Here is a 16,642-nt window from a genome sequence, read left to right on the forward strand (position 1 = left end):
CGATGGCTGATGCCTGATAAATGTTCAGGCATCAGCCATCGGGTTTTCTATTTTGCGGCCTGCAACGCCTGGTCGAGATCGGCAAGGATGTCATCGAGATCTTCCAGGCCTACTGAAACCCGCACGAAGTCAGGCGTCACTCCGGCAGCAGTCTGCGCCTCGGCGGAAAGCTGCTGGTGGGTTGTGGACGCCGGGTGAATCACCAGGGTTTTGGCATCGCCGATGTTGGCCAGATGACTGGCCAGCTTGACGTTGTCGATGAATTTTGCACCGGCGGCGGCCCCGCCTTTGATGCCGAAGCCGAGAATCGCTCCCTGACCCTTGGGCAGATACTTTTGCGCGCGCTGGTAGTCCGCATGACTTTCAAGCCCGGGATAATTAACCCAGGAAACCTGGGGATGCTGCTCAAGAAAGCGGGCGACGCCCAGAGCGTTCTCGCAGTGGCGCGGCATGCGCACATGCAGGGTTTCAAGCCCCTGTAAAAAGAGAAAGCTGTTGAAAGGTGAGGGGCAGGGCCCCATGTCGCGCAGCAGGGTGAGGCGCATTTTGAGGATGTAGGCCAGGTTGCCCAGCGCCTCATGATAGACCAGACCGTGATAGCTGGGATCGGGCGTGGTGAATTCGGCAAAGCGGCCGCTCGACCAGTCGAAGCGACCGCTGTCGACGACCGCGCCGCCGATGCTGGTGCCGTGGCCGCCGATGAATTTGGTCAGGCTGTAGCAGACGATATCGGCGCCGTGCTCGATGGGGCGAAAGAGCATGGGCGTGGTCACGGTATTGTCGACGATAACCGGGACCCCTTGCCCATGGGCCAGGGTGGCGATGGTCTCGAAATCATCGACGTTGTTTTTGGGGTTGCCGATGCTTTCCAGAAAGACGGCCTTGGTGTCGGCGTCGATGGCCTCGGCGATGTTTTGCGGGTTGGACGAATCGACAAACTTGACTTGGATGCCCATGCGCGCCAGGGTATGGCGGAAGAGGTTGTAGGTGCCGCCGTAGAGGTAGCTGGTGGAAACGATATTGTCCCCGGCGCGGGCGATATTGAGCACCGCCAGGGTGATGGCGGCCGAGCCCGAAGCCAGCGCCAGCGCGCCCACCCCGCCATCGAGTTCCGCCAGCCGTCTTTCCAGCACATCACTGGTCGGATTCATGATACGGGTGTAGATGTTGCCCATTTCCTTCAAGGCAAAAAGATTGGCCGCATGTTCCGAGGAGCTGAAGGCGTAGGAAGATGTCTGGTAGATGGGAACGGCGCGGGCGCCAGTTGTGGGATCGGGGACCTGGCCGGCATGCAGGGCCTTGGTGCCGAGACCGGTTTTTCTTTCTTCACTCATTGAATGACTCCTTGCCTTGAGGGGAAAATCTTCGCAGAAATTAAGTAAAATTATAAAGAAACTAACTTTGTACCTATATCAAATCCGAAAAAAAGTTCAACATTTTTTTCATCTTCGAGAGAAACCATGGACATTCTCATGATCGAAGCGGTGACTGCCGAACTTCAAGAAAAGCTGGCAGGCTCGCGCATCGACAAGATATTTCAACCCGAGGCCGATATCCTCATTCTGCGCCTGTGGAATGGCCGCGAAAACTTGCGTCTGCTGCTTTCTCCCGCGCAGCGCTTTCCTCGTCTGCACCTGAGCGAGCAGAGTTTTCCCAACCCGGCCGCACCGCCGCGCTTCTGCCAACTGCTGCGTGCGCGACTCAGCCGCCTTCAGCGCATCGCCCTTGTACCCAATGAGCGAATCGTGCATCTGCACTGTAGCGGACCCGGCGGCGAGGCCTATCTGCTGGCCGTTGAACTCGTGGGGCGGCGCTCCAATCTGGTGCTGGTTGACGGCGACGGTTTCATCGTCGATCTCTGGAAACGTGAAAAACAAGAGAGCGCAGCCCGCATTCTGCTGCCTGGGCAACCCTATCAACTTCCCGCCCCCCGGCTCCTGACGCCCCTCTCCGAGGTTCACGAATTACCGGAAGACCGAGGTGCGCCTGACGAGGTCGCGCGCTGGTTGTTTCGCACGCTGACGCCTATGTCGTCGTTTGTAGCGGCGGAACTTGCCGCCGGCTTGCAACAGGGTCGCTCATTGAGCAAGCTTGTTGAAGAAATCATTATTCGCCGCGGGGAGCGCGATTATGCCCCGACGGTCGGGCGCCTGGAAGGCGCGCCTTTTATCTCTGCCTTCCCGGTGCACTTCGTGGAGTTGGAGGATGTGCGCCACTTTACCTCCCCCTCGGAGGCGGCTGAGTATTATTTTCAATTGGCCATGGGGGAGGCCGGCGAGTTGGGCGAAAAACGGCAATTGCTGCAACGAGTGGCGCGGCAGTTGGCGCGGATCAATGCACGGATCGAGAAGATTCGCCAGGAAGAACGGCGACTTGCCGAGGGAGAAGGCTTGCGCGAAAAGGGGGAGTTGTTACTGGCCAACCTTTATCGCATTTCGGCGGGGATGCACCAGATCCAAGTGGAAGATTATTATCGTGATCCGCCACAACCCCTGACCATTAACCTTGATCCGCGCCTCAGCGCAGCCCAGAATGCCGAACAGTATTTTCGTCGTTATAAAAAAGGGCGGCGCGGCGCCGGGCATATTGCCCGGCGCCTGCAGGAATCGCAACAGGAGCGCGACTGGCTCGAGTCGGTGCAGCACGCTCTTGAACAGGCGCAGGAAGCTGTTGATGTGACCGCCGTTCGCCATGAACTCGAAGAGGCGGGCCTGCTTGCCTCGCAGGGGCGTCTCGGCAAACGCCCCGTCACTGATCCGCGCAGTCGGGTTCGTTCAGCCGTCAGTCCGGGCGGCTATCGCATTTTCTGGGGGCGCAACAATCGCACCAACGATTATGTGACACGCGAGCTGGCCGCCCCGCAAGATTGGTGGTTCCATGCCCAGGGCATGCCCGGTTGCCACCTGGTGCTCAAAGTGCGTAACCGGGGCGAAGAGATCCCCGACGAGGACATGCTCTTTGCGGCGGCGCTGGCGGCCGGCTATTCCAAAGGGTCTGCGGCAGGTAAAGTCGAGGTGATGGTGGCGCGTGCCGCCGACGTGCGCAAGCCCAAGGGAGCGCCGGCGGGGCTGGTGAGTGTGCAGGCGTTCACGACCCTACGGGTTGAACCGAAAAAAATGCTGGAATAGATCAAATAACCCTTGCAATTTATTCTGTTGCGAATATATTTGAGTGAGTTAATTTTTTTGTGCAGGTGCCGTAAGCGACCCCAAGGAAGGTAGGTGGCCCATGGCCATGGAGGGAAATCCAGGATATGAAATTCTGAAGAGTCTGAAAGCCCTGCACGCCGAAACCTTTCCAAAGATTTGCGGCAATTGCGGCGCTGTATTCCAGTCAACCGAGGATTATGTGCGCAAGACCCGCAGGCTGTTCGGCGGCGGCCGACTCAAGCCCTTGGCGGACAACGATCTGAGCTTTGTCCAGTTGTACCGCAATTGCCGTTGCGGATCGACCCTGGTGGCTCACTACTGGGATCGGCGCGACGACAGCGAACCGGGTCGCCGGCGTCGAGAGAAATTCCAACGCGTTCTCGATCAGTTGGTCGCCCGAGGCTGGGACCGCAACATTGCGCGCGACGAAGTGCGAAATTTTCTTCTCGGTGAAAAAAGCTCCCTGCTTGAAATTTTCCTTGCCCGCTTGCATAACTGATTCCTGTTCCGCCTCAGGGACTCAGATCAACTCATTCCCTGCTTGAGCCACGTCCGTTGCCGATGCCGCGCGCACTGGCGCGGATAAAGGCCAGCATGGCCTGTACATCTTCCGTCATCGGCACCTCCTGCTCGACCTTCTCCAAGGCCACTTTCAGGCCAACTCCCGAACGAAAAATGATCTTAAAAGCCTCCTTGATCGCTCGGACTCTTTCCGGAGTGAAACCGTTGCGTTTCAGGCCCACCACATTGATCGCGCGAATCCAGTTGAGGCCGTCGTTTATACAGAAAGGAGGGACGTCCTTGGCTGCTCCCGAACCGCCGCGCATCATGGCAAATGCACCGATGCGCACGAACTGATGAACCTGGCAGTTGCCCGAGATGATGACTCGGTCGTCGATTTCCACATGGCCCGCAAGCAGAGCGCCATTGACCAGGATAATGTGATTGCCGAGGATGCAGTTGTGGGCGATATGACTGTTGACCATGAAATAATTATTGTCGCCCACCAGGGTTCGGGTACCAGGGCGGTTGCCGCGATGCACCGTGACCCCTTCGCGAAACACGTTTCCGTCTCCGATAAGAGTGTAACTTTCCTCACCCTTGTAACCGAGATCCTGAGGCTCCTGGCCGATAATGGCACCGGGAAAAATCCGATTGTTTTTACCCAGAGTCGTCCAGCGGGCGATGTGTGCGCCGTGCATGAGGTGCGTGCCTTCACCGATCACCACATCGGCATCGACAAATGCCTGAGGGCCAATGTCCACTCCGTCGCCCAACTGAGCCTTCGGATCAACATATGCACTGGGATGAATTCTCACCGCCATGATAAACACCTTTGGGAAGACGTTGAAAAAAGCAACTCGACTATTCAGTTGCGATGGGCCATCGGGCCGCCGACCGCGGCGTTGAGTGTCGCGTTGGATATTTGAGCCGCAGGTGAGTTGTCACTGCAAGCGATGCCGCCACAGCCGACTGTTCCACAGAGTAAATCGCCATGGATATACCACCAAGCCCGGACTGCGGCAAGGGCAATGTGCGATATGCAGAAACAGACAGACCGATGTCAATGCCGGGGTTGGGGGATGGTAAAACAAAAGCGACTACCGCCTGCAGCATTGATGGGACTCTCAACCCAGATCCGGCCACCGTGCAAATGCACGATTTCTTTGCAGATGGCTAGCCCCAACCCGGTTCCCTCGCGGGAGCGTGGGGTGTCGCCGCGGATCTGCTGGTAGCGGCCGAAGAGTTCTTTCTGTTGGTTTTTGGCGATTCCCGGACCTTCATCGGCAACCTCGACCTGCAAAGAAGTCGCGCCTTCGGGCAAAGCCTCAAGCAGCCGCGCAGTGATGAGAATCCGTCCACCGCGGCGACTGAATTTCGCCGCATTCGTCAACAAGTTGGCAAGAACCCTCTGCAATTGTTGCTCGTCACCGAGAATGACGGGTAAATTTTCGTCGGGCGAAAAATCCAACTGAAGGTCTTTTTCAAGAAACAGAGCGGCCAGATCCTGAAAAGTAGCGCGTGCCAGGGTGTCGAATCGAAAAGGGCCGGGGTGAATCTGCATTTTTCCGGCTTCAAGTTTTGAGAGATGCAGGATATCTTCGATCAGCGACAGCAGGCGGTCTGAGCCGCCTTGGATATTTTGCAGGGCACCTGCTTGTTCATCGTTGAGCGGCCCGAGCATTCCCTGGGCCAGGACGTCGGAAAAACCGCGAATGCTGGTCAGGGGGGAGCGCAGGTCATGAACCAGCATGGATATGAAGTCGGCTTTAACTTCATCGATTTCGGCTAATTTACATAGGTAGCGCGCCACGATCAAAAAGCGTTCGGCCACCAGTTGCAGCGCCTGGACAATGCCTTCACTGGGGCGGCGAGGAGCGCGATTGAAAAGGCAGATCAGGGCCAAAAGCTCGCCGTCGCTTTTGACCTCAGCAGCATGAAAAACATGGATTTCGCCCTTCTCCTCATCCTCAGGAGCAGAATCCTGCCCTTCGGGGAAAATCAAGAGCTGTGTACGCGCCACGCTGTCGGCCTCAAGGCCTGCCCGAGCCAGCATCATCTCCTGTGCCTGGGCGGCAAATCCGCTCGGCATGGGCGCATTGAGACAAAAGGCCAAAGTCTGTTTCTTGCGACTGTGGCGTAGCAAAAGGCCTGCAGCATCATGACGGCAGATAGCACTGAGAAACTTCAGTAGCTCCTGCGCCAGGGCGCCGACATCATGGGCGAGACTGGTTAGCTTGAGGACTTCGTTGGAAATGGTGGACTCGTAAAGCAGCCGATCAAGAATCGCATTGACCTGTGCCTGGATAACCTCCCGCGGCGGGTTGCCTGTGACGGCGGGAGAAAACCCGGGGGCTTTGGCCAGGGGGCTTTGTTGGGCCAGCTTCTCCAGAGCCTCGGCAATCTGATCTGTGGGAGATGATTTTTCGAGATAGAGATCCGCTCCTGCATGCTGGCCCCAGAAACGATCATGTTGTTCACTGAGGTGAGTCAGAAGGACGACGGGTATCTCGGCAGTCGCGGGGTCGTTCTTGAGCAATCGGCATAAATGGTAGCCGTTGAGTTCAGGCATAATGATATCGCTGAGAACCAAGTGGGGAGGATTTTGGTAGACTTTGCCGATCGCTTCGATGCCGTTGGCAGCTGCCTGAACCGAAAATCCCCTTTCTTCCAGGGCGTCCTGTAAGACGGCTACCTGGGTCGGACTGTCATCCACCACCAGCACAGTGAGGTTTTTTTTCATGGGGTCCCAGTTGATGAAAGGGAATAATAGTTGGTAATTTTTATACAATAGGTTTTTAACCAGGTCAAAGGATTATTGGTCCAGCCGCTGTTGGCACCTGCCTGCAAATGCATCGCAGGTTAACCCTGTTCTTTGATTGTTGCTCTCTTTTTAGGCACGGGCGTTGTCTGGATGCCTAACTTTTGAGCCCTGAACCCGTTCGGGGCGCGGTAAGAATTCTCCTTGATAAATTTAAATACTTAATGTTTACATAGGCTTGTTGTGTTTCTGTTGAGGGTTGCCAGAAATGGGCAGACTCTTTGCTATTATTTGGATCTCGAGAGCGCAGCGGAAAACACAATCCCGCAATTCACCTTGCTTGGGCGAGATGTGAAGCCTATAATTGTCAACCTTTTGCATGCTTGGTTTTCCAAAATCGTTCTGGAGGTAAAAAAGATGAGAAAAGTTGAAGCAATCATCAAGCCCTTTAAACTCGATGAGGTCAAAGAGGCTCTCAACGAAATTGGGATCCAGGGCCTCACCGTCAGTGAGGTCAAGGGTTTCGGGCGCCAGAAAGGGCACACGGAACTTTATCGCGGTGCCGAGTATGTCGTTGATTTCATTCCGAAGATCAAGATGGAGATTATTGTTCGCGATGATCTGGTGTCGAAAGTGGTCGATGCCATCGCCGAGGCCGCCCGCACCGGGCGCATCGGTGACGGGAAAATTTTCGTCACTCCGGTTGATGAAGTGGTACGTATTCGTACCGGCGAAACCGGTGACGATGCCCTCTGATCCCGTCGCGACATAGGATTATGCAACAAAGTGTTGAGCTATCCTTCAAAGGGAAGGACTGTTCAGAAACGTTTAACGTTCAAAGGAGATGCGCATGACCCCAAGAGAAGTTGTCGAATTCGCCAAAGAAAATAATTGCCAGATGGTTGACTACAAATTCCTGGATTTCGTCGGTGTTTGGCAGCACTTCACCACCCCCGTCAGTGAATTTGGAGAAGACATCTTCGAGGAAGGTCTTGGGTTTGATGGTTCCTCTATTCGTGGCTGGCAGCCGATTCACAACAGCGACATGCTGATCATGCCCGATCCCGCCACCGCCAAGGTTGATCCTTTCCCGGAAGTTTCTACTCTGAGCCTGATCTGCAATATCATCGATCCCTTCACCCGCGAGGGGTATTCTCGGGATCCGCGTTTCATCGCGCAGAAGGCCGAAGCCTACCTGAAGTCTACCGGTATCGGCGACACCGCCTTTTTTGGTCCCGAGCCCGAGTTTTTCGTGTTTGACGATGTGCGCTACGCCTCAAGTGCCAATGAGTCCTTCTATTGCCTGGACTCGGTGGAAGGCATCTGGAACACCGGCCGTGAAGAGTTTCCCAACCTCGGCTACAAGCCGCGCCACAAGGAAGGTTATTTCCCCTGCGCGCCGACCGATTCCCTCATCGACCTGCGCAACGAGATGGTGCAGGTGCTGCAAGGCGTGGGCGTTCGCGTTGAAGCCGCTCATCACGAAGTCGCTACCGGTGGCCAGTGTGAAATCGACATGCGCTTCGACTCCCTGGTTTCCATGGCCGATACCCTTCAGTGGTTCAAGTATATTATTAAGAATGTTGCCGTACGTAATGGAAAAACCGTAACTTTTATGCCAAAGCCTCTGTATGGAGACAACGGTTCGGGCATGCATTGTCACCAGTCAATCTGGAAAGACGGCGTCAATCTCTTTTACGGCGACGGCTACGGCGGCCTCTCCAAGGAAGCCCTTTGGTACATCGGCGGTATCATGAAGCACGCCAAGGCGCTGTGTGCCTTCACCAACCCGACCACCAACTCTTACAAACGTTTGGTGCCCGGCTTTGAAGCGCCTGTCAACCTGGCCTACTCCAACCGCAACCGCTCGGCGTCGCTGCGTATTCCCGCAACGACCAACCCCAAGAGCAAACGCGTCGAGTACCGCACGCCCGATCCCTCGTGCAATGGCTACCTGACCTTTGCTGCGCTGCTCATGGCGGGTCTCGACGGTATCGAGAACAAGATCGATCCCGGCGATCCCCTCGACAAGGACATCTACGGCCTCAGCCCCGAAGAGCTCAAGGACATCCCCGCCGTTGCCACCTCCTTGCAGGATGCCCTCGAGTCCCTGCGCAATGACCACGAATTCCTTCTTAAGGGCGACGTGTTCACCGAGGACGTCATCGACATGTGGATTGACTACAAAATGAACGCCGAAGTCAACCCCGTGCGCATGCGTCCCGCGCCTCTGGAGTTCGCTCTGTATTACGACTGCTGATCTCTCGGCAATTTCGATCGCAGCACCAAAAAGCCCCCCGGTTTCAGCCGGGGGGCTTTTTTTGGTTAGACCCGGTCATGGGACACGGATCCAATCTGATAAAGACGGATGATAAATCCGACCAACAGGGTTTTCGGAAAATTCTTTTTGTTGAATCCGGTTTGATCAGATTCGATCCGTGTCCGATTTCTGCTCCTAGAGTAAATACAGCAAAATCGTCAGCGTCACCGCGCTGATCAAAGTCGTGGTGAGGATGGTGCCGGCGACCAGGTCGGGACGTCCGCCGAAGCGCAATGCGTAGAGCAGGGGCAACACCGCAGAAGGCGTACTGGTTTGCAGGATGAGGACCGCGCGTGTCAGGCCCTCTATCCCCAGGACGGCAGTCAGGCCCCAGGCCAGAATAGGAGCGACACCGAGCCGCACCGCTGTGGCCAGCGAGAAAAATCCGACACGGCTTTGCCATTGGGTGCGCGCGAGTTGCATGCCGAGCATGACCAACATGAGGGGAATCGCCGCCTGGCCGAGCAGATCGAGAGGGCGCAGAATGAATTCGGGGGGATGCCAGCCGAGCCATTTAAAGAAAAAGGCCAGAATGACCGCATGAAAGATGGGGATTTTTGCCATGTTGCCCAGGGCCGTAGGCAGGGAGCTGCGGGATCCCTGGGCAATAACGATGGCCAGAGTTCCCAAAGGGATGTTAAAAAGGACGAAGGTCAGCACAGAGATTTCCAACGCTGCCTCACCAAAGGCGAAATAGGTCAGGGGCAGACCGAAGTTGCCGACATTCATCATGACGGTGGTCAGCAGTAGGGCGCCGCGACTCTCGTCATCAAAGCCGAGCAGTGCGGCCAACCCGCGGGAGAGGGCATAGAGGATCGCCGTGTAAAGCACCATGAAGAGAAACAGGTCGCCCGCCAGGCTCAGGTCGAAGTCCCTTTTCATCAGGGCGCTGAATACCAGGGCAGGTGCAAGCAGGTAGAGCGAGGTGATGGTGAGCGTGCGAAAATCCAGGCGGCTGCTTTTTTCCAGAACAAAGCCGCTGAAAACAATCAGAAAAACAGGTAAGACAACCTGGACGAAAAGCATGGAAACCTCGCGCGGAATGAAGCAGGAGAGTAGCATGCAGCCTTGCGCGGCGCAACGCTCTGCAGCGCAGATGACATTTTGGTAGACTGTTACGAAGCCCCACAAACATAAGGAGATTCCCATGAAGTTCGGCACGTTCATGATTGCGGTGCTGGTTGTCTTTTTTCTGGCTCTTGGCTGCCAGCGCCAGGAGGCACCCACCGCGCGGGTCGTGGCCAGCGAAGCTTATCGCGCGCATTTTGGTGAGCCGCCCACGGTTGCCGAAGGCGTGTGCTATGCGCTGGTCGGGTTTTATCCCTTGGCCGAAGATCCGACGAAGTTAAGGCCTGTGCCGCATTTCACCTTTGCGACCCAGGGACGGCCGCAAATGGTGCTGGGGCAGGTCATGCATGGACCGGAGGCTTTCGGCATGGAGACCTCACTGCTCAATCCCTTCCCCGAAGAGGCCGTCCTGCGCGAGGTCGCGGTGAGCGACGGGCTGGCGATAGCTCATTTTTCCGCTGAATTGATGCAGATGCGATCCGATTTGCAACAGGCCATGCTGGCCTCCATCGGCCAAACTCTGCTGCAATTCGAAGAGATAGAGCGGGTCAGGGTGATGGTGGCTGGACAGGTGCCGGCCCTTTTGCCCGAAGGCGATATTTCGCTGGCGGGAACCGAGGTTGTGGACCCCGGTCCGCCGATTGTCCTGCAGGCCTTGCTGCACGAGGATTCCGACGCGATTCCCGGGGAAATGCTGGTCTTTTTTGATCGCCCCGTTGAGGTCAAGGCATTTCAGATGGAGTATCCGCGGGGCGAGCCTGTTCGGGGAGACTACTTCACCTCGGTATTCGACATGGCCGTGGTGGTACACCCTGTCGAGCCCGGGCACATTCGCGCCGGCGACGAGGTTTACCTGAGTTGGCAGATCGTCGACGGCAAGGGGCGCGAGGCACAGGGCGAAGGTTTCTGGCCCCTGGCGCTTCTCTCGCACGATTGAGGGCCTTGTTTGTATACATTCAAAGGGACTTTGATTCCCATTGACAGTCCCCGACCATCCTGATTAAATACCGACTTTGAGCAGGCCTTTTCCCTGCCACGAAAAGGCTCGAAACGTTGGAAACCTGTATCTGGGAGGACTTGATGAATCCACTGGCCGCCGAACTCAATGAAATGCTTGTGCAGCACAACTCCAATGTTCTTGAATCCCTTTCGGATCTCGGGAAAAACCTGTTTTTCCCCAAGGGGATTTTGACCCAGTCGGCCGAAGCGAAGGAAAAAGCGCACAAGTTCAACGCCACCATCGGGATCGCCACGGAAAAGGGCGGACCCATGTATCTGCCGTGCATTCACGAAAAACTCTCCGCTTTCGAGCCCAAGGATATCTACCCCTATGCGCCACCGGCCGGGCGCCTGGACCTGCGAAACCTCTGGCGCGACAAGATGCTGGCAGAAAACCCCAGCCTTCAGGGCAAACACATCAGCCTGCCCATCGTCACCAACGCTTTGACCCATGGTCTTTCCATTGTCGCAGACTTGTTCATGGATCCGGGCGACCATCTGATTCTTCCCGACATGCTGTGGGGCAACTATAATCTGACCTTTGCCACTCGGCGTGGCGCCATCATCAAGAAGTATCCGACCTTTACCGTCGCGGGCGGATTCGATGTCGATGCCTTCAAAGCTGTGCTGAGAAATTCGGCTGAAGAGAAGGGCAAGGCGGTGGTGTTGCTCAACTTCCCCAACAATCCCAGCGGCTACACGCCGACGGTTGCCGAGGGTGATGCCATCATCGAGGCGATTTTTGAGGTGGCCGAGAGCGGCTGCAAGATCGTTGCGGTCACCGATGACGCTTATTTCGGTCTGTTTTTCGAGGATTCCATGACCGAGTCGCTGTTTGGCAAACTGGCTAACCGGCACCCGCGCGTGCTGGCGGTCAAACTCGACGGCGCGACCAAGGAAGAGTATGTCTGGGGTTTTCGCATTGGATTTATCACGTTCGCCGATGGACATGAGTACGAAAACGCCCCGGTGATTACCGCTCTGGAAAAGAAAACTCTGGGCATCATCCGCGCCACCATTTCCAACTGTCCGCATCCTTCGCAAACCTTCGTGGTCGAGGCGCTCAAGTCGCCCAAATTCCAGAAGCAGAAGGAAGAAAAATACAAGGTCATGAAGGGCCGCGCGCTTAAGGTCAAAAAGGTGCTCAACAGCGGCAAGTTCGACAAGGCCTGGGATTACTATCCTTTCAACTCGGGCTATTTCATGTGCCTCAAGCTCAAGAACGTCGATGCCGAAAATTTGCGTGTGCATCTGCTCGACAAATACGGCGTGGGCACTATCTCCATCGGCAAGACCGATCTGCGGATCGCCTTCTCGTGTATCGAAGAGAAAGATATTCCGGAATTGTTCGACATCATTTACCAGGCGGTTCAGGATTTAACCTGAGCCTTGAAACAGTAGGGAAAAGGCCCGCTTCGGCGGGCCTTTTCTTTTTGGTGGGTCGTTGAAAAACCTCAAGTCGTTTCTTGAAAAAGATTGCAAGATTTTTGAATTTATTGGGTTTCTTCCTGAAGGGCAAGCCTGCTACCTGGTCGGGGGAGCAGTGCGTGATGCTCTGCGCGGGCGCGCGATTCATGATTATGATTTTGCCTCTCCGGGTGATCCGACATCTCTGGCGCGGGCTTGGGCGCGTCAGTGCAAAGGCCACTGGTTCTGGCTTGATAAGCCACGCCGTCAAAGTCGGGTGGTCCTTGGACGTGGTGCCCAAGAGCCGACCTTTGATTTTTCGCCTTTTCGCGCAGCCGATCTGGAGGGTGATCTGCGCGGCCGCGATTTTACGGTCAATGCCCTGGCCATCGACATGACCGCCACAGACGCGCCGGAGCTCATCGATCCCCTGGGGGGCGCGCAGGATCTGGCCCAGGGAAGGCTCAGGGCTTGCGCGGCGACGAGCTTCGCGGATGATCCTCTGCGGGTGGTGCGGGCGGCGCGCTTTGCGGCGGTTCATGACCTTTACCCCGATCGCGAAACCTGCTCTCTGGCCCAGGCCGCGTCATCGCAACTGGTCAAGGTGGCCGGTGAGCGCATCAAGGCTGAACTCTTTATCCTCTTTGGCAGTGCGCAACTCCTGAAGGGTCTAGAGGTCCTGGCCGATTGTGCAGGCCTGACAAATATATTCGGCGCGGCCACGGAGCGGGAGCAGAGCGTTGCCATTGAAGAAACGACTGAATTCTGTGAACGCCTGAGCGCCCTGGACGGCATGCAGGATTGTCTGGCGGACGGCGTGGAAGCGGGGCTGACCCGCGCAGGCCTTCTGCGCCTGGGAGCATTTTTACGTGCTTATCCCATCGCCTTAGGGCTGATTGGGCTGGGCCAACGTTTGGCTCTGGCGCGGGTCACAACCAATCGCTTACAGGCTCTGGCGTTGCTCCGGCCCAGCCAAATTTCACCCCTGCCCGGCAACAACAATCCATCACAGCGGCAACTCGCCCTGTGGGCCGCGCGCCTCGGCCGCGACCCCCTTGATGCCTTGGTGTTTTTAGCCTGCCAAGTCGATGCGACCGCGCAGCTCAAAAAACTTATTCCCCATGTCGCGAGGGCCTGGCAGTCCCTTAATCTCGACGGGCGTGTGCCGCCTCTGCTCGGCGGCGACTGGGTGCGACGCGAACTCCACGTCAGCAACGGCAGGACGGTCGGGAAACTTCTGGATGCTCTTACTGAAGCCGAACTTAACGGCTCCGTCACAAGCCCTGAAAGCGCGCAAGAATTCCTGAAATCCCTGAGCCAAAAAGAAGATTGACAAAGGGTGGGGCGGTTCCTATAATCCACTTCCACATTCTGGGCGGGAATAACTCAGTGGTAGAGTGTCAGCTTCCCAAGCTGAAGGTCGCGGGTTCGAATCCCGTTTCCCGCTCCAATTTAAAATTTCGAAATTCTTGCGGATTTCGAGAAAATAAACCCTGACTTTCACCGCTGTCTTTAACAAGCGTGGTTGAGATGTCAGGTTTTTTTTTCTCACCTGTCAGCCATTATGGCTCGCATCAGCAGAATTTATGTTGATATCCTCCCTTTATTTTTTCTCTGCGGTCCGAGCACAATCGATACAGATCAAGGTTGCCGGATCAACCCGTAGGCGCCCCTCGGCGATCTCTTCTTCGCATTTAACGCAGTAGCCATAGTCTCCTGAGCGCAAACGGCTCAGAGCGGTTCGGATCCGCTGCGTTTCCAATTCAGCACGGTTAGCCGTAGCTTGAGCCATGGCCTGTTGTTGCATGGCGTCCATACGCGAAAGACGCCCGACCTTGGTTTGATCAAGCTCAACGGGTGCCCCTTCTTTGCGCTGGGCTTCGCGTTCGCTTTGGATTGTGGCGAGGCGCTCCTCCAGAAGTTTTTCGAATTCGTCCAGAACCAGATCATCGCGCATGAGAAACTTTCTCCTTGTTTTTAGAGATGAGCGCGGCCCGCGTTGCGCCCACGTGCCGATATCCACGCGCAGGATGCACTCAGAGCCGCGCAAATCTTGTCAAAAAAGCATTCCCCCCAGCCAGTAAAGCAGCATGCCCACCAATACCGTGCCTCCTAGGCTGCGCGTTTTTAATGCGAACAACAGGGTTGGAATCGCCACCAGCAGTTCGAGCTTGCTGAAGGAAAGGGTGCGCGTCGCGGTATCGGTAAAAAGGGTCGGCGCGAGCAGGGCGCTAAGAATTGCTGCGGGAATCAGGCTGAGCCAGTCGATGAGCCACAGTGGCATTTTCCGCTGGGTAAAGTAGAGCAGGGGCAGGGCGCGGGGCAGGTAGGTAACCAGCCCCATGCCGGCGAAGAGAAACAGGTAATCCATGAATTTCATGGTTCCCTCCGCAGTCGCCGCTTAAGAATGTAGCCCATTGTCGCGGCACTTATCGAGGCGCCGACAATGTAGGAGTCACCGGGAATCGTCAGGTACCAGACAACGGCCAGCGCGCCGGCGATCACGGCGGTAAGAAGGTAGATGGCACCCTGCAACTGAAGAACCAGTAGGCAGATGAACATTGCGGTCAGGGCATAGTCGATACCCAGAGCGCCGGGCGGGACAAATTGCCCGACGAGGGTTCCGCAGATCGTTGCCAGGATCCAGACCGAATTGGCCAGGTGGTTGACTATCAGGGCCCGCCAGCGATCCCAGGCTCCTGCGCGGAAGCGAGTCAGGTTCACGGCGAAGCTCTCGTCGGTGACGCCGTAGGAATAAAGGGCCAGGAATCGACGGCTGACGCCCTGCAGATAGACCGCCAGTGCCGAACTCATCAGTACATGGCGCAGGTTAACGAAGAAGGTCGTCAGAATGATGGCCGGCATCGAGGCTCCAGCGGCGAGCATGGCGACGCAAATGAATTGGGCACTGCCGGCAAAAACCAGAACGGACATCATGGCTACCGCCCACCAGGGAATTTCCGCTTTCTGCGCCAGCACGCCTAGTGCCAGGCCGAGGGGAAAGTAGCCCAGGCAGATCGGCCAGGCAGCCGCCACACCTTGGCGAAGCACATTCGTTTTTTTCTGCTCGTCCATCATAACCCGCACTCGTCGCTGGAAAAGATATTCAAGAGAATTTTTGATCATAGATAACTCGTTCCCGAGGTCAAGGCAATAGTTTGAATTTGTACTTGAAAATCGCTTTCAAATGTCTTATGTTACGCCAAATTAACCCCGAAGAGGAGAAAAGTAACTATGCAGAAAGCAGGATTTTGGCCCATTTTGGTCGCGATCATAGTGGCTGTGGCATTGGTGCCGACGATGGCCGTGGCACAGCCGACACATGACGCGACACGCAGTGAGATTGAAAATTTAAAGAAGCGTATTGCAGCTCTGGAAAAAGATGAGGTGGAGCTGGACGAGCCCTTTAGCTTGTGGGCGCTGGGCAAGCGCATCGATTTCGGTGGTTTGCTGGAGTTGGAAGGGTCCTGGCATAAGAGCGAGGGCGGTGACGAGAGTAGCGATCTGCAACTGGCAACTATTGAACTCTATGCCGATGTCGCCATCAACGACAATATCGGCGGACACCTTTCACTGCTGTGGGAGGAGGGTGAAACCGAATCCATGGAGGTCGATCAGGCCGTGATCCTGTTGCGTCATCCCTATCCCGTATGGGGTATGCATCCAACATTTGCAGGGGGGAAAATGTATCTGCCTTTCGGAAATTTCGAAAGCGTCTTCATCACCGATCCCCTGACTCTTGAACTTGGCGAAACCAATCAGACCGCCGTGGTCCTTGGTGTTGAAGGAGATTTTGCGGTCCTGCGCGTCGGGGTGTTTAACGGCGAGGTCGATACCGTCGGCGACGATGACAGTATCGACTCCTGGGTGGCATCGTTTGATATTATCCTGGCGGAGGGGTTGTCCATGGGGGTTTCGTACCTCAGCGATCTGGCCGAAAGCGATATCGGGCTGGTGACGGATGCCGATTTGTATACCTCAAGTGTTGATGGAATCGCGTTTTATGGGACTTGGGAGATGAACGCTTTCGTACTTCAGGCCGAATATGTCGCAGCGCTTAGAGGTTTTTCTGCCGATGTCGTTGCCGCAGGCGAGGATCTGACGGGCAAGCGCCCCCAGGCATGGAATGTTGAGCTGGCCTGGCTGCCTGCGGAGCGCTGGCAGCTGGGGGTCAAGGCAGAAGGCGCCAAGGATTTTCAGGACGATCTCCAGCGTTACGGTGGTGTTGTTTCCCGTGGTCTGTTCCGCAGTACGGTGCTGGCTCTGGAATATCTCTATGGCGACAGCGATGCCGAGAAGAGCCACAGCGTGATGGCTCAGCTCGCTTTTCAGTTCTGACCAGCAACGACCCTGCAGATAAAAAAACACCGCTTGTGAGCGGTGTAGATTCCATAAAAAAACCTGCATTTTTCGATGCAGGTTTTTTTATGGTGGGTG

General features: G+C 56.1%; 15 protein-coding genes and 1 tRNA gene. 9 read left to right on the top strand and 7 right to left on the bottom strand.

Translation table 11 applies throughout. The features are described 5' to 3' along the window. Positions 1-47 precede the first annotated feature (47 nt). On the bottom strand, positions 48-1,334 hold the full coding sequence (locus GFER_RS00870; RefSeq protein WP_040095231.1) for an O-acetylhomoserine aminocarboxypropyltransferase/cysteine synthase family protein: 1,287 nt from the start codon (positions 1,332-1,334) through the stop codon (positions 48-50). Positions 1,335-1,460: 126 nt separating this feature from the next. Between GFER_RS00870 and GFER_RS00875 the strand changes: the two genes are divergently transcribed. Beyond that, positions 1,461-3,128, top strand: a complete 1,668-nt coding sequence (locus GFER_RS00875) for an Rqc2 family fibronectin-binding protein (protein ID WP_040095233.1) — start codon at positions 1,461-1,463, stop codon at positions 3,126-3,128. Positions 3,129-3,228: 100 nt separating this feature from the next. Further along, complete coding sequence (locus GFER_RS00880; protein WP_052445825.1) at positions 3,229-3,648, top strand: hypothetical protein; 420 nt, start codon at positions 3,229-3,231, stop codon at positions 3,646-3,648. Between the two features lie 31 nt (positions 3,649-3,679). On the opposite strand, the gene lpxA is transcribed toward GFER_RS00880, so the two are convergent. Continuing rightward, on the bottom strand, positions 3,680-4,474 hold the full coding sequence (lpxA, locus tag GFER_RS00885; RefSeq protein ID WP_040095235.1) for an acyl-ACP--UDP-N-acetylglucosamine O-acyltransferase: 795 nt from the start codon (positions 4,472-4,474) through the stop codon (positions 3,680-3,682). A gap of 239 nt (positions 4,475-4,713) precedes the next feature. Further along, positions 4,714-6,393, bottom strand: a complete 1,680-nt coding sequence (locus GFER_RS00890) for a hybrid sensor histidine kinase/response regulator (RefSeq protein WP_040095237.1) — start codon at positions 6,391-6,393, stop codon at positions 4,714-4,716. A 435-nt stretch (positions 6,394-6,828) separates the two neighbouring features. Here GFER_RS00890 and GFER_RS00895 point away from each other — a divergent pair, with 435 nt between their 5' ends. Together GFER_RS00895 and glnA are read left to right on the top strand one after the other, a co-directional pair. Continuing rightward, positions 6,829-7,167 carry a P-II family nitrogen regulator gene (locus GFER_RS00895; protein WP_040097095.1) on the top strand — a complete coding sequence of 113 codons (339 nt, stop codon included), beginning with the start codon at positions 6,829-6,831 and terminating at the stop codon, positions 7,165-7,167. Between the two features lie 94 nt (positions 7,168-7,261). Further along, positions 7,262-8,671 (top strand): type I glutamate--ammonia ligase, encoded by a 1,410-nt coding sequence (glnA, locus tag GFER_RS00900; protein ID WP_040095240.1) that lies wholly within the window; start codon positions 7,262-7,264, stop codon positions 8,669-8,671. Positions 8,672-8,866: 195 nt separating this feature from the next. Here the strand turns inward: glnA and GFER_RS00905 are convergent, their stop codons facing one another. Beyond that, a complete protein-coding gene (locus tag GFER_RS00905) occupies positions 8,867-9,793 on the bottom strand; it encodes an AEC family transporter (protein WP_040095242.1) in 927 nt (308 codons plus the stop codon). Between the two features lie 85 nt (positions 9,794-9,878). Here GFER_RS00905 and GFER_RS00910 point away from each other — a divergent pair, with 85 nt between their 5' ends. The 4 genes from GFER_RS00910 (at position 9,879) to GFER_RS00930 (ending at position 13,655) form a co-directional block, all read left to right on the top strand. Next, positions 9,879-10,736, top strand: a complete 858-nt coding sequence (locus tag GFER_RS00910; protein WP_040095244.1) for a GerMN domain-containing protein — start codon at positions 9,879-9,881, stop codon at positions 10,734-10,736. A 143-nt stretch (positions 10,737-10,879) separates the two neighbouring features. Beyond that, entirely contained in the window at positions 10,880-12,184 is a 1,305-nt protein-coding gene (locus GFER_RS00915; RefSeq protein WP_040095246.1) for an aminotransferase class I/II-fold pyridoxal phosphate-dependent enzyme, read from the top strand. A 58-nt stretch (positions 12,185-12,242) separates the two neighbouring features. Continuing rightward, the gene (locus tag GFER_RS17355; protein ID WP_052445826.1) at positions 12,243-13,538 is read left to right on the top strand and encodes a tRNA nucleotidyltransferase/poly(A) polymerase family protein; all 1,296 of its coding nucleotides are present in this window, start codon (positions 12,243-12,245) and stop codon (positions 13,536-13,538) included. Positions 13,539-13,580: 42 nt separating this feature from the next. Further along, positions 13,581-13,655, top strand: a tRNA-Gly gene (locus tag GFER_RS00930). A 153-nt stretch (positions 13,656-13,808) separates the two neighbouring features. Here the strand turns inward: GFER_RS00930 and GFER_RS00935 are convergent. The 3 genes from GFER_RS00935 to GFER_RS00945 all read right to left on the bottom strand — a co-directional run bounded on the left by GFER_RS00935 (position 13,809) and on the right by GFER_RS00945 (position 15,331). Beyond that, complete coding sequence (locus tag GFER_RS00935) at positions 13,809-14,162, bottom strand: TraR/DksA family transcriptional regulator (RefSeq protein WP_040095252.1); 354 nt, start codon at positions 14,160-14,162, stop codon at positions 13,809-13,811. A 99-nt stretch (positions 14,163-14,261) separates the two neighbouring features. Next, positions 14,262-14,585 (bottom strand): AzlD domain-containing protein, encoded by a 324-nt coding sequence (locus GFER_RS00940; protein WP_040095255.1) that lies wholly within the window; start codon positions 14,583-14,585, stop codon positions 14,262-14,264. Continuing rightward, positions 14,582-15,331 (bottom strand): AzlC family ABC transporter permease, encoded by a 750-nt coding sequence (locus GFER_RS00945; protein WP_235263982.1) that lies wholly within the window; start codon positions 15,329-15,331, stop codon positions 14,582-14,584. Before GFER_RS00945 ends, GFER_RS00940 begins: the two co-directional genes overlap by 4 nt. A gap of 135 nt (positions 15,332-15,466) precedes the next feature. On the opposite strand from GFER_RS00945, the gene GFER_RS00950 reads away from it, so the two are divergent. Then, positions 15,467-16,543: an LbtU family siderophore porin gene (locus GFER_RS00950; protein ID WP_161807369.1), complete on the top strand. Its 1,077-nt coding sequence runs from the start codon at positions 15,467-15,469 to the stop codon at positions 16,541-16,543. Positions 16,544-16,642 lie beyond the last annotated feature (99 nt).

Origin of the sequence: Geoalkalibacter ferrihydriticus DSM 17813 (genome assembly GCF_000820505.1) — a bacterium.
Lineage (GTDB): Bacteria > Desulfobacterota > Desulfuromonadia > Desulfuromonadales > Geoalkalibacteraceae > Geoalkalibacter > Geoalkalibacter ferrihydriticus.